Source organism: Lactobacillus sp. ESL1191, from assembly GCF_058504435.1.
Map to the genome: position 1 here is coordinate 92,285 of NZ_CP196365.1, position 22,422 is coordinate 114,706.

The 22,422-nt window shown below is 42.3% G+C and carries 25 protein-coding genes and 1 other annotated feature; of the genes, 12 read left to right on the forward strand and 13 right to left on the reverse strand.

Going from position 1 to position 22,422, the window contains the following annotated elements; all coding sequences use genetic code 11:
* Positions 1–346: 346 nt before the first annotated feature.
* Together ACSYSN_RS00535 and ACSYSN_RS00540 are read left to right on the forward strand one after the other, a co-directional pair.
* Positions 347–571: a hypothetical protein gene (locus ACSYSN_RS00535; protein WP_491712340.1), complete on the forward strand. Its 225-nt coding sequence runs from the start codon at positions 347–349 to the stop codon at positions 569–571.
* Complete coding sequence (locus ACSYSN_RS00540; protein ID WP_491712341.1) at positions 514–2,265, forward strand: BspA family leucine-rich repeat surface protein; 1,752 nt, start codon at positions 514–516, stop codon at positions 2,263–2,265. The genes ACSYSN_RS00535 and ACSYSN_RS00540 overlap by 58 nt, the downstream gene beginning before the upstream one ends.
* 76 nt (positions 2,266–2,341) lie before the next feature.
* Here ACSYSN_RS00540 and ACSYSN_RS00545 read toward each other — a convergent pair whose 3' ends face one another.
* The 4 genes from ACSYSN_RS00545 to ACSYSN_RS00560 all read right to left on the reverse strand — a co-directional run bounded on the left by ACSYSN_RS00545 (position 2,342) and on the right by ACSYSN_RS00560 (position 4,853).
* Positions 2,342–2,548 (reverse strand): hypothetical protein, encoded by a 207-nt coding sequence (locus ACSYSN_RS00545; protein WP_491712342.1) that lies wholly within the window; start codon positions 2,546–2,548, stop codon positions 2,342–2,344.
* Positions 2,549–2,866: 318 nt separating this feature from the next.
* The gene (locus tag ACSYSN_RS00550) at positions 2,867–3,154 is read right to left on the reverse strand and encodes a hypothetical protein (protein WP_491712343.1); all 288 of its coding nucleotides are present in this window, start codon (positions 3,152–3,154) and stop codon (positions 2,867–2,869) included.
* A gap of 28 nt (positions 3,155–3,182) precedes the next feature.
* A complete protein-coding gene (locus tag ACSYSN_RS00555; protein ID WP_491712344.1) occupies positions 3,183–3,473 on the reverse strand; it encodes a hypothetical protein in 291 nt (96 codons plus the stop codon).
* A gap of 531 nt (positions 3,474–4,004) precedes the next feature.
* Positions 4,005–4,853, reverse strand: a complete 849-nt coding sequence (locus ACSYSN_RS00560; protein WP_491712345.1) for a helix-turn-helix domain-containing protein — start codon at positions 4,851–4,853, stop codon at positions 4,005–4,007.
* Between the two features lie 95 nt (positions 4,854–4,948).
* Here ACSYSN_RS00560 and ACSYSN_RS00565 point away from each other — a divergent pair, with 95 nt between their 5' ends.
* Together ACSYSN_RS00565 and ACSYSN_RS00570 are read left to right on the forward strand one after the other, a co-directional pair.
* Positions 4,949–5,308: a DUF6568 family protein gene (locus ACSYSN_RS00565; protein WP_491712346.1), complete on the forward strand. Its 360-nt coding sequence runs from the start codon at positions 4,949–4,951 to the stop codon at positions 5,306–5,308.
* A 215-nt stretch (positions 5,309–5,523) separates the two neighbouring features.
* Positions 5,524–5,760 carry a hypothetical protein gene (locus ACSYSN_RS00570; RefSeq protein ID WP_491712347.1) on the forward strand — a complete coding sequence of 79 codons (237 nt, stop codon included), beginning with the start codon at positions 5,524–5,526 and terminating at the stop codon, positions 5,758–5,760.
* A 256-nt stretch (positions 5,761–6,016) separates the two neighbouring features.
* Here ACSYSN_RS00570 and ACSYSN_RS00575 read toward each other — a convergent pair whose 3' ends face one another.
* From ACSYSN_RS00575 to asnA, 6 genes are all read right to left on the reverse strand, one after another.
* Complete coding sequence (locus tag ACSYSN_RS00575; RefSeq protein WP_491712348.1) at positions 6,017–6,766, reverse strand: amino acid ABC transporter ATP-binding protein; 750 nt, start codon at positions 6,764–6,766, stop codon at positions 6,017–6,019.
* On the reverse strand, positions 6,766–8,376 hold the full coding sequence (locus ACSYSN_RS00580; RefSeq protein ID WP_491712349.1) for an ABC transporter substrate-binding protein/permease: 1,611 nt from the start codon (positions 8,374–8,376) through the stop codon (positions 6,766–6,768). The genes ACSYSN_RS00575 and ACSYSN_RS00580 overlap by 1 nt, the downstream gene beginning before the upstream one ends.
* A gap of 384 nt (positions 8,377–8,760) precedes the next feature.
* A complete protein-coding gene (locus ACSYSN_RS00585; protein WP_491712350.1) occupies positions 8,761–9,393 on the reverse strand; it encodes a DNA-3-methyladenine glycosylase in 633 nt (210 codons plus the stop codon).
* A 30-nt stretch (positions 9,394–9,423) separates the two neighbouring features.
* Positions 9,424–10,182, reverse strand: a complete 759-nt coding sequence (locus tag ACSYSN_RS00590; RefSeq protein WP_491712351.1) for a TerC family protein — start codon at positions 10,180–10,182, stop codon at positions 9,424–9,426.
* 49 nt (positions 10,183–10,231) lie between these two features.
* Positions 10,232–10,936, reverse strand: coding sequence for an NAD-dependent protein deacylase (locus tag ACSYSN_RS00595; protein ID WP_491712352.1), 705 nt, complete (start codon positions 10,934–10,936; stop codon positions 10,232–10,234).
* A gap of 118 nt (positions 10,937–11,054) precedes the next feature.
* Positions 11,055–12,065: an aspartate--ammonia ligase gene (gene asnA, locus ACSYSN_RS00600; protein WP_491712353.1), complete on the reverse strand. Its 1,011-nt coding sequence runs from the start codon at positions 12,063–12,065 to the stop codon at positions 11,055–11,057.
* A gap of 55 nt (positions 12,066–12,120) precedes the next feature.
* Positions 12,121–12,362: a binding site (T-box leader), on the reverse strand.
* A 123-nt stretch (positions 12,363–12,485) separates the two neighbouring features.
* On the opposite strand from asnA, the gene ACSYSN_RS00605 reads away from it, so the two are divergent.
* Both ACSYSN_RS00605 and ACSYSN_RS00610 read left to right on the forward strand, forming a co-directional pair.
* A complete protein-coding gene (locus ACSYSN_RS00605; RefSeq protein WP_491712354.1) occupies positions 12,486–12,962 on the forward strand; it encodes a hypothetical protein in 477 nt (158 codons plus the stop codon).
* Positions 12,963–13,142: 180 nt separating this feature from the next.
* Positions 13,143–13,598, forward strand: coding sequence for a hypothetical protein (locus ACSYSN_RS00610; protein WP_491712355.1), 456 nt, complete (start codon positions 13,143–13,145; stop codon positions 13,596–13,598).
* A 92-nt stretch (positions 13,599–13,690) separates the two neighbouring features.
* On the opposite strand, the gene cls is transcribed toward ACSYSN_RS00610, so the two are convergent.
* Positions 13,691–15,148 carry a cardiolipin synthase gene (gene cls, locus ACSYSN_RS00615; RefSeq protein WP_491712356.1) on the reverse strand — a complete coding sequence of 486 codons (1,458 nt, stop codon included), beginning with the start codon at positions 15,146–15,148 and terminating at the stop codon, positions 13,691–13,693.
* A gap of 22 nt (positions 15,149–15,170) precedes the next feature.
* Positions 15,171–16,106: an alpha/beta hydrolase gene (locus ACSYSN_RS00620; RefSeq protein WP_491712357.1), complete on the reverse strand. Its 936-nt coding sequence runs from the start codon at positions 16,104–16,106 to the stop codon at positions 15,171–15,173.
* 71 nt (positions 16,107–16,177) lie between these two features.
* Here ACSYSN_RS00620 and ACSYSN_RS00625 point away from each other — a divergent pair, with 71 nt between their 5' ends.
* Positions 16,178–16,963, forward strand: a complete 786-nt coding sequence (locus ACSYSN_RS00625) for a ribonuclease H family protein (protein WP_491712358.1) — start codon at positions 16,178–16,180, stop codon at positions 16,961–16,963.
* 1 nt (position 16,964) lies between these two features.
* Here ACSYSN_RS00625 and ACSYSN_RS00630 read toward each other — a convergent pair whose 3' ends face one another.
* Complete coding sequence (locus ACSYSN_RS00630) at positions 16,965–17,930, reverse strand: DUF1002 domain-containing protein (protein ID WP_491712359.1); 966 nt, start codon at positions 17,928–17,930, stop codon at positions 16,965–16,967.
* Between the two features lie 145 nt (positions 17,931–18,075).
* Here ACSYSN_RS00630 and ACSYSN_RS00635 point away from each other — a divergent pair, with 145 nt between their 5' ends.
* The 5 genes from ACSYSN_RS00635 (at position 18,076) to ACSYSN_RS00655 (ending at position 22,379) form a co-directional block, all read left to right on the forward strand.
* A complete protein-coding gene (locus ACSYSN_RS00635; RefSeq protein ID WP_491712360.1) occupies positions 18,076–18,924 on the forward strand; it encodes a glycosyltransferase family A protein in 849 nt (282 codons plus the stop codon).
* A complete protein-coding gene (locus tag ACSYSN_RS00640; RefSeq protein ID WP_491712361.1) occupies positions 18,921–19,577 on the forward strand; it encodes an alpha/beta fold hydrolase in 657 nt (218 codons plus the stop codon). Before ACSYSN_RS00635 ends, ACSYSN_RS00640 begins: the two co-directional genes overlap by 4 nt.
* A gap of 158 nt (positions 19,578–19,735) precedes the next feature.
* Positions 19,736–20,716 (forward strand): ribose-phosphate diphosphokinase, encoded by a 981-nt coding sequence (locus tag ACSYSN_RS00645; protein ID WP_491712362.1) that lies wholly within the window; start codon positions 19,736–19,738, stop codon positions 20,714–20,716.
* Positions 20,717–20,853: 137 nt separating this feature from the next.
* Positions 20,854–21,537, forward strand: a complete 684-nt coding sequence (locus ACSYSN_RS00650) for a TetR/AcrR family transcriptional regulator (protein WP_491712363.1) — start codon at positions 20,854–20,856, stop codon at positions 21,535–21,537.
* 11 nt (positions 21,538–21,548) lie between these two features.
* Positions 21,549–22,379 carry a hypothetical protein gene (locus tag ACSYSN_RS00655; RefSeq protein WP_491712364.1) on the forward strand — a complete coding sequence of 277 codons (831 nt, stop codon included), beginning with the start codon at positions 21,549–21,551 and terminating at the stop codon, positions 22,377–22,379.
* The last annotated feature ends 43 nt before the right edge of the window (positions 22,380–22,422 follow it).

Below are 22,422 nucleotides of genomic sequence, written 5' to 3' on the forward strand. Positions count from 1 at the left end.
ATCACCTCTGAAAACTGTCTTTTTCTTGGTTTTATCGTTAGTATTTGTACATACAGTTACAGAAATTGCAGTAAGAAGAGCGAAGATGCTTAAAGTTGTTTTTTTAATTTATTTTCCTCTAACATCATTTATGATTAAACAATTCTTTTAAGTTGCCGTTAATTTCATTTGGGGAAAGACTTGCCATTAATGGCGGATAATTAGACCGCAACTACTAAATTTCTAGTACGCTTGGTGCTGAAGATTAACTAGTATTAATCCTAAAGTAGAGTAAGAAATTTAGAATGTAATCTGTTTTACGCGTTAAAGGGTCTATAATTGAAGCAAGGAGAAAAGGTGATAATTAATGAAGAATAAAAAGAAGGTCCAATTTGGCCTTAGACTTAACAAAGGTGTTCTTGGTTTGGCCGCAGCTTCCTTAGGCGCCCTGCTTATCACTAGTCTAGTAGCGGTTAAAACGACTGCCGACACAATAGCACCAGTAACTCAGACCGGCAATTCTAACCCAGGACTGTGGATGGGCAAGGCGGTGACTGCGACTGGAACTACGATCTGGTCACGCGAACGCTGACCATCAGCGGCAACAAGGGCAGTCAGTTGTCCAGCACACCGCTACAAAAAGAGTTTAAGTGGGCGAATGATATTGAACATATTGTAATAGCTGGCCCTGTCAAGCTGGCTCTTGATTCGACCGGTAAATTTGCTCAGATCAGGCAACTGCAGGATATTAAGGGCCTGGATCAAGTTGACACTAGCACTACGACCACTATGGCGAGCTTGTTTGCCGATGACTCAGAATTGACTAGCTTGGACCTCAGTCACTTTGATACTAGTAAGGTGACTGATATGTCTGCCATGTTCAATGGCCTAAGGGTCAAACAGCTTGACGTGAGTCATTTCGACACTAAGAATGTGACCAATATGAAACAGATGTTTCAGGGCACGTCTGCGGAAGAACTGGACCTGCGCAATTTTTCCACTCCAAATTTGGTTAACATGAGTGGTATGATCAGTGGTGCCAAGGCCCGGCAAATTAATCTTAGCCACTTTGACACTAGTAAAGTGACCGATATGTCATCTGCGTTTGCTTACACTGATGCGGAACAATTGGACCTGGCTAATTTTAACACCAGTAAGGTCACCAACATGGCGGGGATGTTCAGAGCCTTGCCGAACGTGACTAGCCTGGACGTAAGCCACCTTGACACACATAATGTGACTAACATGAGTGACATGTTCAGTGGGGATAAGCAGATTACCAGCCTAGACTTGAGCCACTTTGACACGAGCAAGGTGACCGATATGAGCTTCATGTTCATGGACAGCCCGGTCCTTGCCCGCGCCAACTTGACTGGCTGGGATACCAGTCAAGTAAAAGACATGACCTCAATGTTTGCCGGTGCGACTAGTTTGGCGAATTTGGACCTCGGCGCCCTAAATACGGGCAATGTGATTGACATGTCCCGTATGTTTGCCGGCTTCAGCCACCTTGACCAGCTGGATCTGAACAAGCTGGACACGCACAATGTTGTCTACATGGTCGGGACGTTTGAAAAGATCAAGAACGTTAAAAGCATTGATGTTAGCCACTGGGATGTAGCCAAGGTGACAAGGTTGTTTAACATGTTTAGGGGTGACACAGCTCTGTCCGAGGTGAAATTGTCAGGTTGGAATACAAAAAACGTGACCGATATGAGAAACATGTTTGGGAATGACAAGAACCTGGTTGACGTTGATCTGAGCCATCTTAACACGAAGAGCCTGGTCGGAACGCGGGGCATGTTCCAAAACGATGCCCAATTGCGCAAGGTTGACCTGCACAATTGGGATACGCGCAAGGTTCAAGAAACGCCAGAAATGTTTATGGATTGTCCCAGCCTGGTCTACGTGGACCTGCGCGGCTGGAAAATGCCTAAACTGACGGATTCCACCAGGATGTTCTACCATGATTATAAGCTTGCCGGCGTCGATTTGAGCCACTTCAACCTCCATAACAAGGAGATCCTGGCCCAGGCGGGCAACCCCCAGGGAATAGCCGTGAAGCTCGGCCACTACAAGTTGCGCAAGCACGCGGGCGTTGGCCAGGGCTACAAGCACATCCAGGCCGTTGGCCGGGGGACCATCAGGCACCCGCAAGGCAAGAAATATACGACCAAGCAGCTTCTCAAGCTGTATAATCATTCTGCCAAGAGAAGTCCAGTGGAAACCTACGTGATGTATAACGGGAAAAAGCCCCAATTTCCTGATTGGCTAAAAATTAAGTAATCAAATTACGCAAAAAGCAGGACCGATTCACCAAAGATGAATCTATCCTGCTTTTTTGAATTAAAATTAATCACTCTCATTCGGGAAGAATCTTGCGGCCGGGCTTCGTTTTGTGGCCGTACTTGTTGTATAGGTAGGCCCGGTCAATCAGGTCAATCTTGCCGCGGGGCGCCTTTTGCTTGGCGGCTTGGACCGGCTGAATCGTGCTGAAGGTGCCTAGAAGCGGGCTGGCAGCTAGCATGACCGCGGTCAGCCCCGCATAAAATTTAGCCGAAAATTTCATAAATGTAACCTCACATAAAAATAATTAACTAATTCTCTCTTTATTATAGCGCTTACTGGATCAGCATGGTATTGCTGCAAGGATAAAAGCGTGCTGTATTTTTAAACAAGGAACTAATTAATAAGGCCATCTATTATTTGCATGATGATTAAAATTACCAGGAGGCTCCAGATTCGCCTTTTCATTTGCAGGGCATCAGTGCCAGCCTGATTGACATAATTGCCTGTCACTAAACACGATAAAAACCAGCAGTAACAATCACATAAAAACAGCACTAAGAATTGATCCTAGTGCTGTTTTTGTAGACTTCTAGACAACTTAAAGATAACTCCAATCGGAATAAAAACCTAAAAACATCAGCAATGCTAATGTAATAATTGATGAAATAACGCCAGCTATAACTTTTAACTTTCTGTTACTAACATTAACTTTAGCGTGATTAGCTAAATATTCGTTGGCAAACATGGTAAACGTAGAAATTGCAATCCACCAAGCGCCCCAAATTCTGCCCGATTTAGAATGAGTGAAAATCGGATTGAAACTATTGATTAGCGTTATCAAGAAAAACATAATTGTTAAAAAATATTTTTTAGCCAGTCGTTTCATTGTTTGTACCTCTTTTATTACTGCTTAATTACCTCTGAGATAAGTACCACTGAATTATTCCTAAGCTGATTAGCATGAGAAGGGCAACTAAAAGATAGCCCCAGATTCTTCTCTTTCTAGTTAATGCAGGCGTTTCAGCACGATTAGCATAATTATCGACCAGAAAATTAGCTAAAAGACTAATCAAGCTCCATACTATGATTAAAATGAGACCAAGACGTGGGCGGGTATAAATTGTGTTGAGTAGTCCAGAGGCGATGATAAGTGTCGAATTACACGTTGCTTCATATTTGTTATAGAAGTTATTTAATTTATCCATTTTATTAACTCTCCCCATATCGTTTCTAGCAATGATTTTTGAAAAATAAAGCTTAAATAATTATATAAAAATAGTACTAATAATTAGTCTCAGTGCTATTTTGTAGACTTCTAGGCAAATTAAAAATAATTCCAGTCACTAAAAAATCCAAAAAGTAAAAAACTGTCAAAATAATAGCCAACGACACAATACCAGCTATAACTTTTAACTTCCTCGTGCTGGTATTAACTTTGGCATGGTTAGCCAAATATTATAAATGTAGAAAATATAACGTACCATAAGCCCCAGATTCTACTAGATCTAGAATGTGAAAAGATAGGATTCAAACTAGTATTTATTGAAAATATCAGGAAGAACATAATCGTTAAGTAATACTTCTTAGTCAGTTGTTTCATTATATATTCCTCTCAAAAGACCATTTTATTTAAAGTATCTACTACAGTAACTTATTATTTACAAATTATTATATTACGATGTAATTTATATAAGTGTGAAATGACCTATTTGCCATTTTTGAATGAAATATTTTTATTATTTATTTGCGGCCAAGAATTTTGCTAACTCCTGGCTATATTTGGTCAAGCCATTTACTTCAAAGTTTGCAATTATGGTATGGCACGTGGTTAGATGTTTTTCTTGCCGGTCATAATGGTAGCTAATCAAGTTAGTAAAAAAATTAAGAACATTCTGGTAATAATAATTTTCTGGAATTATCATTATTTTTCTGGCATTATTGATGAAAAAAACAGAATCATCGAAATGGTTTTCTTTGATACAAAAAACTAACATATTAGTAATTATCCCTAATACATGAATTTGTGTTTGGATATTATCAGTGTTAATAAAGCCTTTAATGATTTTCTTGGAGATGATCAGATTGCTTGTAAAGTCAAACCAAGCCATACAATTTCCATATAAATAAATGCTTTCTTCATTAATTTCTGCAATATCAAAAAATCTATTTTTTAAAAATTTGATTTTTTCAGGATCTAGACTGGCAAAATCATTGTTTACTAATGCTATTGCGATATCTGTTAACAGTAAACTCTCTTCTTTATTAGATAAATTGCTTTCCAAGATTTGCTTGCGTACTTTTTGCAATTCTTCTTTAGAATTATTGTAATAAGCTTGAATTATTAATTCAGTGAATTTGCGGTCCTCATCTTTTACATGTATCTTTTCATTTTTGAGTTTACCAAAGAATTCCAGTGCAGAAATTTGGTTATGATCGAGCAGGTTAAGCAAGTCTTCGGCTGAGATTCGTGAAATTCCCTTTTCAACTCTTGCATAGAATGAGGGACTGATCACTTGACCTGCCCATAGTTTTTTAGTTTTTTTCTGCTTGAGCCGGTAGCTCTTCAATAATTCTCTAATTTCCATATTGTATCCATCCCAAAACATCTCTGCCACTTTTACACGCTTATTGTCTATCCAATTTATAATAGTCGTCAAGCGGATTATTAAGGAGAGTAGAAATGAAACGTAAACTAATATCATTAATTATATTAATTCAATCTTGTGCGGCATTAGTTGTAAATCAGCCAGTTACAGTAAATGCTGCAACGAATGAGAATCAACCTGCTACTGAATTGGTGAGGTATCAAGAGACCCTTTATGCTAATACAGTTAAAAATTTCAAGAAAATTTCAGTCAAAAAGTTACATAAATTGATTGGCAAGAAGAAGATATATGTTTTTTGGGGAAGGAAAACATGTCCATACTGCCGTGCGTTCGTTCCCAGGCTTGCCAGAGTCAGCCAGAAGCGACATATCAGAGTTTATTATATTGATACAACAAAGACAAATAGTAGTCCCGCTCTTAAAAAAAGCCCGTAAGCATTTTAAGATAACGGGCGTACCTAGTTTAACAAAAATAAAAAGTTATAAATTATTTAAAGTAATGGATCATACTAAGACAGATGTTACCCAGTTTTTAAAGTGATTTACGCTAAATGAATATTTGTTTTCGCTTAAAAGTAAGCGCTCGCTGAGTTTGACGCAGAAATAGGCGTATAATTATATTGATATATGACTGAAGGAGGTTGGCTGAAATGTTGGCACTGAAAATATGTTCATGCCTGGCACTGGCTGCGGATGACGATCCGCAGTTGATAAACCGCATTAGGAACATCGCAACGATTTTAATTTTTCTGCTTTGCGTGGGACTGCTGGTCTACACGGAGAAGCATAAGGCTGAGGTCTACAGCCGCTCGCGTCTTTATTCCAAGTTTTATGAACGCGCGCTAATAGCTTTCATCATCCTTCTTCCGTGGGCTGGGCTCTTTTGATATTTTATCTTTCCTATTGAGGTGAACCCCGCGGTTTACGTCAAGCGGGTGGTGGACGTTTGGTTTTTAATTGTCCTATGCGTGGCTTGGACGGCAATCTTGATGCTAGCACTCCGCCAAGACCTCAAGATGCGTAAGAAGTACGGCGGCGATTAATACAGTAGTTTAATTAATTTAATACCCTAGCTCTGAAAGAGAGGAGCTAGGGTATTTCGGTATATAAAAACAGGTGCCGCTGAGGCGCCTGTTTGCTTATTTAACTGTTTTGGAAATTGCTAAGAAATTTTTCGGTCAGTTCATTTTGCGGGTGGTTGAAGAGCTGGTCAGGATTTCCCTGTTCGGCAATGATGCCGCCGCTAATGAAGAAAATTTGGTCAGAAATGTCGCGGGCAAAGGCCATCTCATGGGTGACGATAATCATGGTTAAGCCGGTTGTCGCCAGGTTTTGCATAACACTCAGAACCTCGCCGACCATCTCGGGGTCAAGGGCACTGGTGGGCTCGTCGAAGAGCAGGATCTCCGGATCCATGCAGATAGCCCGGGCAATCGCGACCCGCTGCTGCTGACCGCCTGAAAGTTGATTTGGCCGGGCGTTAATGTATTCTTCCATGCCGACCTTGGTCAGGTTTTTGAGGGCAACTTCGCGGGATTCTTCCTTAGACCGCTTCAAGACCAGTTCTTGACCGACCATGCAGTTGGCGAGAACGTTCTTGTTTTCGAATAGGTCGAACTGCTGGAAGACCATGCCGACCTTGGCCCGGTAGATGTTGCGGTTGTAGCTCGGATCCAAGACGTTTTGGCCGTGAAAGATAACTTCACCAGCGGTTGGCTCTTCCAGTAAGTTGATGCAGCGCAAGGTGGTTGACTTACCACCACCGGACGGTCCAATAATCGTGGCAATCTCACCTTTGTTGATGTCAAGGGAGATGTCGCGCAGAACCTGGTGATCACCAAAAGACTTTTGAATCTGCTTTAAGCTTAAAATAGCTTCATTTGTTTCAGTCATTACTTGTTTCCTCCTTGTTTGCTAGTTGAGCCCACTTGTACTTGATTGGCCATTAAGTTGTAATTCTTGTTGCCTGCAAGCCGCCGTTCAATCACATTGAAGATCCGCGTGATGGTAAAGGTCAGGATTAAGTAGATAGCGGAAATAGTCAGGTAAGTTGGGAAGAACTTGAAAGTCTGGCTGGCCACAGTAGTTCCGACAAAGAACAATTCAGAGACGGAAATGATGCTCAAAACAGAAGTATCTTTAATGTTGACGATAAACTCATTGGTAATGGATGGCAGACAGTTTTTGATTGCCTGCGGGAGGATAATGTGCCACATCCGCTGATTGTGGGTCATACCTAAGGCGCTAGCCGCTTCAAATTGACCTTCAGGCGTGGACAAAATTCCGCCACGAATTATTTCGGCTAAGTATGCGCCAGTGTTAATGGAAACAATGATTAGGGCAGCGGCCGTCCGGTCAATGTTAATGTGCCAGAACTGGGCAATACCGTAGTAAATTACGGCTGCTTGAACCATCATTGGGGTACCGCGGAAGACTTCAATATAGATAGCAAGTAACCAATTGATAACTTTTAGTAACCATTTTTTTCCTAAGGTTGCAGGAGTTGGAATAGTTCTAATAATGCCGACAATGAGCCCGATGAAAAAACCCGCGATGGTACCAACAAGGGCGAGTAGCAGAGTCATACCAATCCCGCTTAGTAGCATCCCGCCATACTGCTTCCACATTGAAACTAGCCAGTTCTCTTGGTTGCCTTTTTTGCCATTGTCAGTTTTGGGCTGCACTTTAATAGCATTGGTCATGAGCTTAGTACGTTCGGCTTCAGGAATAGTTGCCAAGGCATTATTGACCTTTTTTAAGAGGTCCTTGTTTGGCTTGGCAATTCCAATCGAAGTAACGGATTCTTCTTTGGTTACATGGAAGCCCGGCATTTTGCTGATTGGAATCGCTTTGATGTCAGGATCAACCAGTTTGAAAGAGGTTGCTTCTGTGTCTTCTGCTAAGTAGCCGTCGATTGTACCCGAAATTAAGCTTTGCCGCATTGCCGCAAAGTCACGCATGGCAGTTTGTTTTTTGGCTCCGCGCAGCTGATTAATCATCGCATAGTGCGAAGTGCCCTGTTGCGCTGTTATTTTTGCGCCCTTAAAGTCATTAAGGGTCTTAGCATTAGCATATTTGCTGTTAATTTTGGTGATAACGACAAATGTGCCGTGGCGGTATGGTTTAGAAAAGTTAATGGCCTTTTCACGCTCAGTAGTTGGACTCATGCCGGCAATAATCAGGTCGGCCTTGCCACTGGTTAAAGCGGGTAAGAGACCATCCCACTCAGTTTTGACTACTACTACTTTTTGGTGCAGTTTTTGACCAATAATTTTGGCGATCATGACGTCATAACCATTGGCATAGGTATGCGAACCCTCAATCGGAAGTGCGCCGTTGGCATCATTGGTCTGAGTCCAGTTGTAGGGCTGATAGTTAGCCTCCATGGCAACTTTTAAGACACCATTGTCATTTTTGGCGTATACCTGATTAAAATTGGCCCCGAGGACTAAACTAACTAGTAATGCGATGAAGATCGACATCCACTTGTATCTTGACTTCATTTTGAAAACCTCCGAAAATATTTTTCAAATAAAGCCAATACAATAAAAAGCGTAAATAAAAACCTCGTTGTGCTTCAAAACAACGAGGAGTGAAAATCTAATTTAGTTAGACAAACAGATAGCGCTCCCTAGCTACTAACTAGGACAGTCTGCAAGATCTTCTCCGGCAGCCCAACAAAAATATTGAAACGAACAATACTTTTATTTCGGCGGTAATTCTTACGGTAGCCTTCCTAGCGTTCGTTCACTCAGGCTATGTTCGTAATCACCGCGACCTCTATTGCATTGGTAATTATTTAATTGTAGCAAATGATAGGCTAAAATAGCCTGCTTGTCAACTTCCTTATTAAAAAAGCTGTTATTATTATTTCATCATTAACTTATTTATTGCCAGCCATGGTCAGCGCGCCAGTTCCGTTTCTTCATGCGGGAAACATAGGGATTACCAGCCACGTAAAAACGGAGCGGTTTGTCAGCCCATTCACGCTCGGACTGGTTGACCCCGATACGCGGGCTACGGACAATTTGGCGGACCGACCGCTGGTGTGAACTGTCAAGCTCGATGGTAAAGGGTGAAGCTTGTAGGGAATGAAGGTTCCAGCTTAGATCGTGGATACCGAAAGCCTGCATCATTTTAGCTGGTCCGTTGGTTAGCAACACCCCGCCCTTGCCATGGCGATTTACTAGCATTTGCTCAATGCCCCAAACGGGTTCAATGGCCCGAATTAGGATGCCCTGTGGTTCATTACCGGCCTGGGTAGCTACGTTAAAGAAGAAGTACTGTCTTTGGGCATAGAGATAGATAGTGCCACCACTGCGGTACAGGCCCTCATTGGCAAGACTACGGTGGCCGCCATAAGAGTGGGCCGCGCGGTCTTCTTTACCTAAATAGGCTTCAGCTTCGACAATGTGACCGCCCATTGTCTGGCTACCGGCAGTATAGGTCAAGGGCCGTCCAATGATGTCAGCTGTAATTTCAGTAGTTGATCGGTTGGTAAAAAAGGTTGAATAATCCATACTGACTCCTCTGTGGGGTTAGATTACCACTTACTTACGTCCGTGTTGCTTAACTCGCCAGAAGTGAAAGGCGATGGTGAGCAGCAACACGCCAAAGACAATTAAAGCAAAGATAGTGTTAGGTAACTCAAAAGAAAGAGGTGGCAGTGAAACTAGTAACTTGGTAGCAATGATGCCAATCAGGAGGTAGGCCATTGGCTGTAGTTCAGGGATCAGGTCCATCAATTTAATAATTACTTCAGCAACACCCCGCATGCACAAAATGCCGATCATACCACCGATCAACACAATGACCGGATTGTTTGAAACGGCGAGTGCTGCCAATACCGAGTCAATTGAGAAAACAATATCCATGGCTTCAATGGAAATGACTGTGCGCCAGAAGAGCGAAAGGCCATGGCCGGCATTCTTTTTGATTGACTTGCCGGCAGCTGGCTGACTGGCTTTTTGGGGGTGGCGCTGGTCATAGTAGAACTTAATTGCGAGGTAGAAGAGGTATAGACTACCAGCGAGTTTAATCTCCCAAAAGTTAATTAGGTAAGTGCCAAGCCCAATCACCACAAAACGAAAAATATATGCACCCCAAAGCCCATAAAATAAGGACTTCTCTTGTTGACGTTGATCTGGCAATGCCTTGGTTTGAGCAGCCAGCACAACCGCATTATCAACTGACAGGAGACATTCCATCAAGATAAGGGTAAGAATAACCAGCCAGTCCTGACCGCTGGTTAGGACGTGGAGCCAGTTACTGCTATCAAAGAAAGGGGCATACATTTTGATAATTGACATTAATAACTCTTTTCTAGTTAAGGTTGAATCGTGACATTAGACAGGTAATTTAAAGCTGCTGAAAAACATCCAGGGCATCACCGATAATGGCGGAGATACCAGGAGCAGGGATCGCGGTCTTATTGATGGCCCAGACTTTGGCGCCGCTTTGCCGGTAGGAGAGGAGCTGAGCGAAAGGGTAAACAAAAAAACTAGTACCAGAAATAATGACTAAATCGGAATGTTGCATGGCATTAACAGCCTTAGCCAGGTTATCGTCGTTGATAGTTTCGCCGTATAGAACAATTCCAGGTCGAATAATACCACCGCACGCTTCATGCCGGTAAGACTGGGCGTAGGCCTCGTAGCTGACCGGCTTGTGACACTTAGTACAATAAATATTGTAGAGGCTGCCGTGGAATTCAGTCAGGTGCTGATTGCCTGCTTTCTGGTCCAGACTATCAACATTCTGGGTAATAAGGTCACCTTTCTCATGGCAAATTGCCGCGATTTTTTGATGGATAATATTAGGCTGGGCGGTGGGGAAATACATGTTATCCATGACAAACCGGTAGAAAAATTCCGGTCGCTGATAGAGCGTTTCTTCACTCAGGATGGTTTCCGGACTCTCTGCAACGCCACCATAGATACCATTTTTGGAACGATAGTCGGGGATTCCCGAGTGAGTAGATACACCTGCACCAGTCAAAAAAGTAATATGCTGGGCTTGCTTAATATCAGTTGCTAGTTCATTGATTTGGGAAGAATTAATCATCAGTTGGGTCCTTTCTGTAGACTGCTTGCTTTATATGATAGTCTACTACAAGAATCCGAATTGGCCCCATCTTATCACCAAAAAAATCCGCCTGCTTTTACAGGTGGATCTGTTTGGCTTATAAAATTTGCATATGATTGTCCTGGCACTGCTTAATCATTTCTGCTGACCAGACACTGGCTTGGACTTCGCCGATATGGGCCTTGCCCAAAAGTAGCATGCAGAGCCGGGACTGACCGATGCCACCGCCAATTGAATATGGAAGTTTTCCGGCTAGAAGCATGTGGTGGAAAGTCAATTGTTCGCGGTCCAGGCAATTTGCCTTTTTAAGTTGGTCATGCAGACTTTCCGGGCTGACCCGAATACCCATCGATGATATTTCCATTTTTTGCTGGAGCGGTTCATACCAAAATAACAGGTCACCGTTTAGTTGCCAGTCGTCATAGTCGGGCGCGCGACCATCGTGGGGTTGGCCGCTTCGGCGCAGTTTATCACCAATTTTCATAATAAAGACCGCTTTTTCTTCTTGGGCAATCTTATTTTCACGCTCTTCAGGAGACAAGGCGGGCCACCGATCTTCCAACTCTTGTGTACCGACAAAATGGACTTCATCCGGCAAGCGATAAGTGGAGGCTGGATAGCGTTCGGCACATTCTTTTTCAATCTGCTTGATTGCAGCATAAATTTGCTTAACCGTACTCTTTAAAGTCACGGTGGTACGTTCTTCTTTAGTGATTACCTTTTCCCAATCCCATTGGTCGACGTAAAGCGAATGGAAGTTATCTAGTTCCTCGTCGCGTCGAATGGCATTCATATTAGTATAAAGCCCTTCATGAATCCCAAAACCATACTTTTTTAAGGCCAGTCTTTTCCACTTGGCGAGCGAATGAACAATTTCTAGATCGTCTTCCCTAATATCTTTAGCATCAAAGGCAACCGGGCGCTCAATTCCGTTTAAGTTATCGTTTAAGCCAGTGTGATGCTCAACAAACAGTGGGGCAGACATCCGCTGTAGATTAAGTTTTTCAGCTAGAATGGCCTGGAACTGTTCGCGAATAAAGACAATTGCGGCCTCCGTATCCCGAATAGTCAGGGTTGGTTGGTAGTCTTCCGGTAAAATTAAAGTCATAATGTTAACCTCCCAAGATTTGAGTCAAAGAAAAAGCCCTTCGCCCCCTTAATTAAACAAGGACGAAAGGCTTTTTTCCGCGGTACCACCTAAATTGTCCCTATGGGGACCAACTCATGAAACACAATCATGCTTCACCAGCTTGATAACGTACTGGAGACGGCGCCACCTACTTTAACAATGATTTCAGTGTGCTGCTAAAAGGGTTTTTCAATAATCCAGGGTCTGCCGTCTTCGCACTATCGCCGGCTCACTTCAAGAGATAGATTATCTACTCTTCTTTTTCACTGCATTTGTTTTAATATTATTTTAACAAAAACATTAATTAAAAGCAAGTATAAAATAAACGCAGCCGCACTAATCAACTAAAGATAACTTGTCTGTTATAATTGAGTAAATATAAAGGGCGAGGAGTAAATTATGGTAAGTTTTTATCTTATTCTAGATGCTGTGTTGCTCTGCTATACTTGCTATAGTTGGTATTGGCAGGCTAATATTGACTTAAAAGGAAAATATCGAACTTCTTCAGTAATTTGGATGGTAATTTTAATCTGGGCCGGTTTTGTTTGGCAATTTATTCAAAAGGGTGACCCCGGCCTAGGGGTCTTTTTAGCAATTTTTCTAATGATTGGGCTACTTGACGGCTTTACTGGCTTTGCACCTAAGCGGGCCGTGGTATCAGGGTATTTTCGTCGGACCGTGCCCTATACTGAAATCATGATGGTAACTTTGATTAAAGTGCCCAATCCAAAGAAAGAAATGGTTATTTGTATCCTTACGACGCAGAAGAACCAGCAGTATTATCTCCGCTTTACTCATGGTGTTACCCAAATTATTGGAGCAATTAAAGAACATATTCACCACGATATTAAAATAGAGGTCCAAGACATTTTATAAAAGTCTGTAGCATGACCAGTCAGGGCTAAAGCAAAAATTAGTTGACTGAGGGCGGCGGATACTATAAGATCATTTTTGTAATCGCTTTAATATGATATACTGTACCACAAAAATTATTAAGAGAGCGCTATAAAATCCCGCCATTAGGATATGAGCTAGCACCATAAACGGAGCCAGAAGATGCGAAAAAATCCATACAAAATCACTACCTATGTACTTGGATGTTTACTGGTACTTATACTGTTCTGCTTGATTAACGCCAGCAAAAATCCGGCTACTCCGACTCCTAGAGGGGACTTTGATAATAATGTTAATCCCCCCAATAATGTTCACGTTGCGATGAACGTACATGAACATCAGGATTACATATTTTACTTTAATGGCGCTGAATTTGACCGGGGTAGCTACAAGAGAGCAATAGCTGACCCAAGCAATGGTAAATTCAAACATGAGACCGATAAGCGAGCAAGAGATAATGCATATATCTTAAAGCCACAAAAAGGCCGCGACGGCATTTTGGTGGTTACAAATAAAAAATCATATTTGTATTACTCCGAGTTAAGAGACCAGGTGATCGTTGTTGAGAAAACTTCAGATGTGCCAACAACGATAGGAGAATCAAAAACCCGACCGTGATATGAATTGCGGTTTTAGTAAATTATCATTTCGCAGATTAAGGTCCAGGATTGACATCAATAAAAAAGACTTCCGATCATTGGAAGCCTTTTTTATAGAATTGGTGAGAGCATCCTTGAGAAGCTCTGCAACGTCTTGAGCCAGCGACTTTGCTGGGCAATTTCTTGCGGTGTTAACAAAGTTGAATCTTTCATGTCTACTTCAAAAGAGCGGGCGACCTCGCCAGTAAAGTCACGGTCATAGAAAACAGCAATATCTTCGAAGTTGAGGTCATAAGAGCGGTAATCCTGATTCATTGAACCGACCGTTGAAAAGTTATCGTCCACCACAATGGTTTTGGCATGGATGAAGCCCTTGTTGTAGATATAAATCTTGACGCCATAACGCGACAATTCATTGGCATACCACTGTGTTGCCCGATAAATGAAAGGATGGTCAGGCTTACATGGGATCATGATGCGGAGGTCAACTCCTGACATGGCCATAGTAAGCATGGTGGCGAACATGGCATCGTCAGGAATCAAATACGGGGTTTGAATCCAGACCCGCTTCTTGGCCATGGCCATCAGCCGCATGACGCCGTTGCGCATGTTGGCATTATAATGGTCCGGCCCGTCAGAAACAATTTGAGTTGCGACATCACCAGGATGAATGTCATTTTCGTCAAGATTAGGAAAGAGTAACTGATTAAAGGTAATAATCTGTCCTTCCTTCTGGACCGAAGCATTCCAATCCATAACAAAGCGCTCTTGCAAGAGTAGTGAGGCCGAACCAACAATTCTAACCTGACTGTCGCGCCAGTAGCCAAACTTCTTTTTTCGGCTCAGATACTGGTCCCCAATGTTGAAGCCGCCGGTCCACGAGGTTTTGCCATCAACGATGACAATTTTGCGGTGGAGGTGGTAGTTGATGCGGTATCTGGTGATCATATTACGTGAAGTGATGAAGGGTAAGACTTGACCACCTGCCTTCCGTAGCTGATTGAACCAAGTTTTGGTGGCTCCCATGGAGCCCCAAGCATCATAAAGTACACGGACATTAACACCTTCTTTAGCCTTATTAATCAACAGGTCAAGGAATTCATTGCCAATTTGGTCATTATAAAAAGTATAGAATTCGACGTTGACCGTTTGCTGGGCGTGGTTAATGTCACGCATCATATCCTGAAACATCGGCTGCCCATCGGTGTAGAGTTTGACATGGTTGTTTTTGCTTAAGGGGGAATCGCCGTTATGATCGAAAAAATGCACGACCATTTTAGCTTGGTTGGAGGTATCAGAGGTGCTGATATTTTTTGGAGCCTTAGTAATTGACTTTTGGACGTTACGCAAACCAATGTGGTGTTGTTTATTAATGGCAAAAATATTTTCTTGCGAGATTCCCCGTCCAAAAAAGCCGTAAAGAATCAGGCCAATTACTGGGAGAACCAGCAAAATGATTAACCAAGCCCAGGTCGTTGAAACAGAACGGCGCCTGTGAAAGACAATGTAGAAAGCCAAAATGGTGTTAGTGATGATAATGATGCGGATAATGTCGCGAAGGATGATCACTGCGTACCTCCAAAAAGATTGATTATTTTGATAATCCGATGAACTCGTCAATAATGTTAATCACGAATGGGTTGTCATGCATCCAGCTGTGCTCAGCATACTTTTGCCCCCGAATTTCTACTTCATGGTAGGAATTAGCATTAGGTGCTAGAATATAGCGAATGCTTTTGGCGGAAGTAACAGAGATGAACTTGTCACTGTTAGTGTTGTCCAAAACATTGCCATAGATGTTGAGAACGGAAATATTGTGGTTGAAGCGCTTGCGGTGAAGCAACAAGTAAAAGTAGTGCGGGTAGACTACAGTCGGACGGCCATTTTGGGTGAAGCCATTGACGTTGGGGATATCTCCCATGTAAGTTGTGCCATTAAAGGCTCCGGCAACGAAAGCACACTTGGATAGTCGCGGGAAGTTTGCTTTGCGGGCAGTGCGCATTTCCGTGCGGACAATGCAGGGGCAAGCCAGCGAATGGGCAACTGCAGTGTAGTTTTTGAAGTGATACCGGTTAGCCAAAAAGGGTAAAACAAAGCTTAAGTAATAGTCAATTGTGTAAACGTTGACTAGGCGCTGGCGAAAGATGACCTGAACAATTGGATTAGGATCACCGGTCCAGGTGCCCTCAAGCTTGAAGTTGCCGAGCAAGTCGGCAGTTACTTTAAGAAACTGGGTAGAGCCCTTATCTTTAAGCGCTTGTTTGACCATTGCATTGGTAGTATAATCACCGCCGCGGAAGCCGTGGAAGTAGATAATGGGGACCTGGGCGAAGTCGCCGTGCTTGTCCTCGATGGTAGCCTGGTCGGTGACTGTCTTCTTAGGATGGAAGCGAAGAAAAGCCCGAAGCGGAACAAAGGTAGCTAACGCAGCTAAAAAGAGCATGTTGAACTGGCTGGGTTCTTTTGATAAATTGTGTTTGCGGTTTTTTTCCGCTTCTTCCTTGTATTTTTTTGTATTGAAGAACATAATGGCCGCCTTAAAATTAAACTACTTGTATTTTAACATTGACGAGAACTTTTTAGGGAATAGAGGTACGGATGAAATTTTATGCAGTTAGAAAGGGCCGTAAACCAGGTGTTTATCGCACTTGGGCAGCGGCCAAAGAGCAAGTTGAGGGTTTTTCTGGAGCAGAGTATAAGTCATTTACCAAGGTAACCGATGCTACTGAATACCTGAATTGGAATCAGCGAAAAATCAACCAAGTTTTTCAAAAAGATGAAGAAGCATTAGCGCGAGCAATTGCCAAAATTCAGCAAACGAGCCGTACAGTTAACCAAGTTAGCCAAGGTCAGACAGGGCATTGCGAGCCAGCTGCTAAAAAAAGCAAACAAGGTGGTTATTTTGCTACGACTTATACCGATGGCGGCACCCGTAACACGGGGAATTACAAGGGCGGGCACGTCCGCACCACTGATAAAGCGGCCTGGGCCTATCTGATCGAATGGCAGGATCACGGGCAGCAGTCAGTCCATGATGCCAATGGTGAATTGGGTGCAACTAACAATAAGATGGAGTTGACTGCCCTAATTGAAGCACTAAAAAAATTACTGGAATTGGGTTTTAACCAAAAACCCTTACTGTTTGTGCTTGATTCGCAGTATGTGCTAAATCCGATTACTAAGGGTTGGCTTAAGGGTTGGAAAAAGCGGGGTTGGAAAAAAAACACTCCAGGTGAAATTGCAAACCTGGAGTGCTGGCAAAAATTAGATCAACTACTTGAGCAGTTTTCACAAAGTCGCTTTGAGTGGACCAAGGGCCACGCCAATAATCGTGGTAACGAGTATGTTGACCATGCCCTGAATGAGATTATGGATCAGATGTGAATCAACCGATACGAATGACTGCGGATCCACCAAAGAGGTGACTGAAAAAGTCGGTAATATTGTGCCAAGCTTGCTGGAACCAGTTACGGTTTTCCGTAGTATTGATTTTAGCAAAAATATCCTTGGCATGCTTTTCGATATTTTTAGAAAGCGTCGCGGCTTGGTCCTTAAAACGGTGGTCTTTCAAAGCGCCGGAATCACGGATTTCAATCATAAGGTTAACGATTTCTTGTTTTTGGTTAGTGGTAATCACATCACCGAGGTGATTGATGTTGATTTGGTTATTCACAATGGTTTGGATTTGACTATTGGAAATATTGTTGCCAATTTTACCCATATCTTGCTTGGCACCAGCCACTGCGTTATTCAATTGGGCGTCACTATATCCATCTTTGTCCTGGTTTTCCTTAGTGATTTTGCTCAAAGTACCCATTTCATCTTGAGCAGCATTTACCTGGTCTTGATTTAAGTGTTCGCCCGTTTTACCGTATGCTGCATAAACGCCGGCCAGAGCACCAGAACCATCAATCGGAACGGCACTGGTCACGTAGATATTGGCATCAGTAATGCCAGCAGTTAAGGCAGCATTTTTGTATTGGTTGGCAGTGATGGTGGTAATGTTGTTGCGGCCCTGGTAATTTAAAATTTGAACATTGATCCCGTTGTCAGCAGCGGTTTTTTGAATCATGGCACTGGACCAAACACCAGAAGTGGTGGTAAAGTTGGCGCCCGAAGGGTTGAGATATTTGACTAGATCCGCACCAGTGATAGTAGTAGTCTGGTAACTATCGCCATTCAGGGGTGCGGCTAGCGTCTTCACGGTGCCACTTTTTTGTTCTGCTGTTAGTGATGTGCCCAGGCAAACAATGGGCAGGTCGTCTGCCTTGCTGGTCTGCCCGGATAAAGTGAGCGTGGCTGCAAAGAGAAGGACTGTGAGTAGTACGATAATAAATTTGTTGTTTTTCATAAAAATGTTAAACTCCTTTACGATAATGCACAATTATACTAAAGATAGCTAGGATAAGTTCAGTAATAAAGTCTTTGGTTTTTGGTTTTATGTTATTTTTAAGAATTATGATGGTATAATATAGAATTAGCAGAGGAGAGATGAAATGATTCAACAACCTGAATTGACGGTTATCATGCCAGTTTATAACCTTGAAAAGTACTTGGGCCGAGCTTTGGACCACTTAGCTAAGCAAGATAATAGCAATTTTAAGTTATTAATTGTCAATGATGGCTCAACGGACAATACCAGAAAAGTAGCAGAAAGCTACCGTGATCAGTTCCGTTATTTCAAAATCATTAATAAAACAAATGGTGGTTTGTCTGATGCACGTAATATTGCGTTAGCAAATGTCGATACTCCATACTTTACTTTTCATGATGGTGATGATTGGGTTGCTCCCGGTTACACGGATTTCTTTGTGCGTGCCTTTCATGAACATCCAGACGCTGCCCTGGTTTCGTGTGGTTTTTGGATAGATTATGAGAATAATGCGAAATCAGTACATGTTGGGAAAAAGTTTGTAAGTGGAATGAAGCGCAAGGCGAGTGCGTATCGCTTAATTGTCAACTTTGTCGGCTCACTATTTAACAACCGGATTTGCCCTTCTCCTGTTAAAGGCTATACTTGGAATAAGGGTTATCGACTTTCAATTGTGCAGCAAAACCACCTATCTTTCATGAAAAATTTAGCTTTTATGGAAGATCAAATTTTCACTGTCCAATATTTGGCTGCAAGCAGCGGTTTTTATTGTGATAATCAGCCGCTGTATCACTATTGGCAGCGTAAGGACAGTATGGTCCATAACTATAGCCTAAAAATGATTCCAGATAATTTTAAAACCAATTACATCGTGGGTAAAGTTATCCTGAAAGATCTGTGGCAAGAGCGCAGAAAGAAGAAACCCATTTCAGAGCGAGAACTTGCTGAAGCCACTGAGAGGAACCAGCAATGATTGAAAAAGTTAATGGGAGCGAGCTGTATTATAGCAAACTAGGTAAGGGACAGCCACTGTTACTGTTGCATGGCCACCACTTGGATGGTGGCATGTTTGATAAGATTGTTGCGCCCTTGGCCCTGTATTACACAGTTTATGTGCTCGATATGCGAGGCCATGGACTTAGTCAGGGAGAGAGTGCCCAGCACTATCAGACCGAAGTTGCCGACCTGGCTGCTTTCGTTAAGCAGGTAGGGATTAGGGGCTGCTATTGTTTTGGTTTTGATGCTGGCGGCCTTGTTGCAATGATGCTAGCCAGTCAGGACCAGCAGATTTTCAAAAAGTTGATGGTTGCTGGTGTTTTTGTCAATGGAAATGGTATTCGACCGTACCACTACTTAACTGAAGGCTTTTTGCGCTTTCTGCAGATGAACCGTGATAGCCAGGTCGAATTAACCGAAAGTTTTATGTCAGTTGATAGTTTGAAGGCAATTGCAATTCCAACCTACTGTGTTGTCGGCGAAAAAGACTGGGTTAAGGTTGAGCATGTGCGCTGGTACAGCCAGATCATACCGCATGGCCAGCTGCTGATTATGCCCCGTCAAAAGCATGACAGCTATGTAGTCAATGGTTTTAAACTATTAGATTTAATGGAAGAATTTTTTAAATAAAAAAGTTTCAAAAACGCTGAACAAAAGCTAGATTAAAAATTATGATTTGACACAGGAATGGTTTTTCGGTTTTTAAGTGAATTTCCCACTTTTTTCAACATGGGAGGCTTTTTTTGTTTATAATAGACGAGAAAGAATTATTTTAATAAGAGGTAGCTATGAACAAAGAAGAAATTCTTCAATTGTTGCATCCAATGAAAGTGATTGGACTGGGCGGAAATCCCGCGTTAAACGAGAAAATCGCCACTATTTTGAAAAAACCACTAATTGAAACTGCGGTGCAACATTTTAGTGACGGTGAGATTCAAGTTAACATTGGTGAGAGCGTCAGGGGCTGTGACGCCTTTGTTATTCAATCAATTCAAGACCCAGTGAATGAAAACTTTATGGAACTAGAAATAGTACTGGATGCATTGCATCGGGCCTCAGCGCATCGGATTAATGTGGTGGTACCATATCTAGCCTATTCTCGTTCAGATACCAAAACCAGATCACGCGAGCCAATTACAGGTAAGTTGGTTGCTAACTTGTTGCAAATTACCGGCATGGACCACTTAATTGTACTCGACTTGCATGCTGCCCAAATACAGGGCTTTTACAATGTTCCAGTTGACCATTTGCATGCAATGCCGCTCTTAGCTCAATATTTTCTTGATAATGGAATTGCCACCAAAGAAGACGATAACATTGTCGTAGTTTCACCTGATCATTCTGGTGCCAAGCTAGCACGTAACTTTGGGCAGTTCTTTAATGCTCCGATTGCAATTGTGGATCAGCGTCATGCGCGTTATGATGCCGATGTTCATGACATGATTGGTAACGTCAAGGGCAAGAAATGTATCATTGTTGATGACTTAATTGATACAGGCTCACGCATTTCTTCTTCCACCAAGTCAGTTTTGGCTGCAGGCGCCGAAAAGGTTTACGTTGCGGCTACGCACGCCCTGTTATCACAAAATGCTACTGAGATTCTCAATGGTCTGCCCATTGAACAAATTGTGGTTACCGATACAATCAAGCATAACCGCTATCCTGATCGCATGGTCCGCATCTCAGTTGACTTACTTTTAGCGCGCGGCATTAACTATGTCTATAATGACCGTTCGATGCACTTACTGAGTGAAAGTGAACTAAAATAAGCAAATTACCAATAACCTATTAAAATTTAAAAGGATAAATGCTCCAATGAGTGAAATCTATTTGTTATTTTTCGTTGATTTATCCAGTGGCATTGGTATGATAAAATGGAATCGTATATAAAAACGGAGAAATAACTATGGCTCGACGGAAAAACTATAAAAGAAGACGAATTATCTTGGGTAACACGCTCTCGTTGATTAGAGAAAATGGGTTAGATAATGTCTCTTTCCAGATGATTGCGGAGAAATCGGGAATTTCAAAATCGTTGTTGCAATCATACTATCCATATAAAGCAAAATTAATTGATGATGTTGTGCGCAATATCCTCAACACTTTGGACGGAGAAGTTAAAAAGCTCAATTATCGTGATGGTGACAAAGTCTGCGCCCGGACTAAGGCTTTTATCTATACAATTGCGAAGCTCGGAATTTATGATCAGGGCTTGAAGCGGATCATCACCGAAGTTTTTAGCAGTAACGAAACTCTTGATATCTGGAGCGGGATGTTGAATGGTTGGATTAAGGAAAATCAGATTTTTGATAGCTCCTTCTTTGACCTCAATGATGTACAGCACGGTATTGCTTTTGTGGTTACTGGAGCAGGTCGCCTGTTTTATGATCGCAAAGAGTTTGATTTGAATGCGGAACAGCTGGCAGACTATGCTACTAGCTCTTTTATGTATAGTTTTCTGCATTCTGCCCCAAAGCAAATCGACCAAGCACTTAAAGACGGACATGAAATTATTTCTGTGATTGACATCAAAGATATTCATCATGCAATTGATACAATGTTTGATGAAGACAAGGAAATTGTCTGTTAGGAAGGAAGAATATGGTAAATGGCGTGCAGGATGGCTCACACAGAGTGAGTCAGGAGCAGAACAGCCAATACAAAACAACCCTAACTTTTCTTATTTACTTACTGGTTACTCTGCTGATGATAACGGCAACTTTTCTTAATCCGCCATTTATGAAGAGGCAACTTAGGACAAGTAATAACGAAGCTGTAGTTGTGAGACAAGTCAACAAGCATTTTAACACTTTGGCTAATACGATTGGTGCCAGTCAAAGTAGTAATGCTAACTTGCTGACTTCTAAGCAAACGCAGCCGATTGCCGATCATATTATTGACTATGCTTTGGGTTTTCCCTGGATAAAGGTTAATAACACTAAGCTGGCGAGTCAGATTTTGCATGATATTAACCTTTATATTGACCAGGGCTCGTCAAGTGACGCGCAATTAGTGCAGGAAAAATTGAAAAAGCAGGGAAGTAATGCCTTGTACGAGGTAGTTGATGCCTTTAGTTTAAATACTATGATGATTGGGGGTAATATTGCTTTTATCCTCCTGCTTGGCAACCTGACGATAATTGTGATGGTTGCCCTGAGCCTAAAATCGCTGCTGAGTGAAATGCGCATGATGATGAACGGTAAAAGATTGCTCCATAATATCACGGCGGCTGGGATGTGGGCTGGCTTTTGGGTGATTCTCATTGCGGGTCTGTTGGCCCTTTTTCCAGTTATCTTTAACATTACGGGCTTGGCGGTGCTAGGTTACGTATTGGAAATTGCCAGCAGCATTTTCTTAGACTTTGTCATTGTCGGTGTCATCTTATATATTGTAATGGCAATTCCATGGGAAATTAGCTCGCCAAATAATTAACTAAAAACCCCCTCTAGCATTAAGGCTAGGGGTTTTTAGTTCC

What these genes read in the sequence shown, in the direction of transcription:
- ACSYSN_RS00630 (WP_491712359.1), bottom strand. Translation starts at nt 17,930, where the DNA reads ATGAAAAACAACAAATTTATTATCGTACTACTCACAGTCCTTCTCTTT.
- ACSYSN_RS00550 (WP_491712343.1), bottom strand. Translation starts at nt 3,154, where the DNA reads ATGAAACGACTGGCTAAAAAATATTTTTTAACAATTATGTTTTTCTTG.
- ACSYSN_RS00545 (WP_491712342.1), bottom strand. Translation starts at nt 2,548, where the DNA reads ATGAAATTTTCGGCTAAATTTTATGCGGGGCTGACCGCGGTCATGCTA.
- ACSYSN_RS00595 (WP_491712352.1), bottom strand. Translation starts at nt 10,936, where the DNA reads ATGATTAATTCTTCCCAAATCAATGAACTAGCAACTGATATTAAGCAA.
- ACSYSN_RS00655 (WP_491712364.1), top strand. Translation starts at nt 21,549, where the DNA reads ATGGTAAATGGCGTGCAGGATGGCTCACACAGAGTGAGTCAGGAGCAG.
- ACSYSN_RS00570 (WP_491712347.1), top strand. Translation starts at nt 5,524, where the DNA reads ATGTTGGCACTGAAAATATGTTCATGCCTGGCACTGGCTGCGGATGAC.
- ACSYSN_RS00645 (WP_491712362.1), top strand. Translation starts at nt 19,736, where the DNA reads ATGAACAAAGAAGAAATTCTTCAATTGTTGCATCCAATGAAAGTGATT.
- ACSYSN_RS00605 (WP_491712354.1), top strand. Translation starts at nt 12,486, where the DNA reads ATGGTAAGTTTTTATCTTATTCTAGATGCTGTGTTGCTCTGCTATACT.
- ACSYSN_RS00535 (WP_491712340.1), top strand. Translation starts at nt 347, where the DNA reads ATGAAGAATAAAAAGAAGGTCCAATTTGGCCTTAGACTTAACAAAGGT.
- ACSYSN_RS00565 (WP_491712346.1), top strand. Translation starts at nt 4,949, where the DNA reads ATGAAACGTAAACTAATATCATTAATTATATTAATTCAATCTTGTGCG.
- ACSYSN_RS00580 (WP_491712349.1), bottom strand. Translation starts at nt 8,376, where the DNA reads ATGAAGTCAAGATACAAGTGGATGTCGATCTTCATCGCATTACTAGTT.
- ACSYSN_RS00560 (WP_491712345.1), bottom strand. Translation starts at nt 4,853, where the DNA reads ATGGAAATTAGAGAATTATTGAAGAGCTACCGGCTCAAGCAGAAAAAA.
- ACSYSN_RS00585 (WP_491712350.1), bottom strand. Translation starts at nt 9,393, where the DNA reads ATGGATTATTCAACCTTTTTTACCAACCGATCAACTACTGAAATTACA.
- ACSYSN_RS00610 (WP_491712355.1), top strand. Translation starts at nt 13,143, where the DNA reads ATGCGAAAAAATCCATACAAAATCACTACCTATGTACTTGGATGTTTA.
- asnA (WP_491712353.1), bottom strand. Translation starts at nt 12,065, where the DNA reads ATGACTTTAATTTTACCGGAAGACTACCAACCAACCCTGACTATTCGG.
- ACSYSN_RS00590 (WP_491712351.1), bottom strand. Translation starts at nt 10,182, where the DNA reads ATGTCAATTATCAAAATGTATGCCCCTTTCTTTGATAGCAGTAACTGG.
- ACSYSN_RS00640 (WP_491712361.1), top strand. Translation starts at nt 18,921, where the DNA reads ATGATTGAAAAAGTTAATGGGAGCGAGCTGTATTATAGCAAACTAGGT.
- ACSYSN_RS00555 (WP_491712344.1), bottom strand. Translation starts at nt 3,473, where the DNA reads ATGGATAAATTAAATAACTTCTATAACAAATATGAAGCAACGTGTAAT.
- ACSYSN_RS00620 (WP_491712357.1), bottom strand. Translation starts at nt 16,106, where the DNA reads ATGTTCTTCAATACAAAAAAATACAAGGAAGAAGCGGAAAAAAACCGC.
- ACSYSN_RS00575 (WP_491712348.1), bottom strand. Translation starts at nt 6,766, where the DNA reads ATGACTGAAACAAATGAAGCTATTTTAAGCTTAAAGCAGATTCAAAAG.
- ACSYSN_RS00635 (WP_491712360.1), top strand. Translation starts at nt 18,076, where the DNA reads ATGATTCAACAACCTGAATTGACGGTTATCATGCCAGTTTATAACCTT.
- ACSYSN_RS00625 (WP_491712358.1), top strand. Translation starts at nt 16,178, where the DNA reads ATGAAATTTTATGCAGTTAGAAAGGGCCGTAAACCAGGTGTTTATCGC.
- ACSYSN_RS00650 (WP_491712363.1), top strand. Translation starts at nt 20,854, where the DNA reads ATGGCTCGACGGAAAAACTATAAAAGAAGACGAATTATCTTGGGTAAC.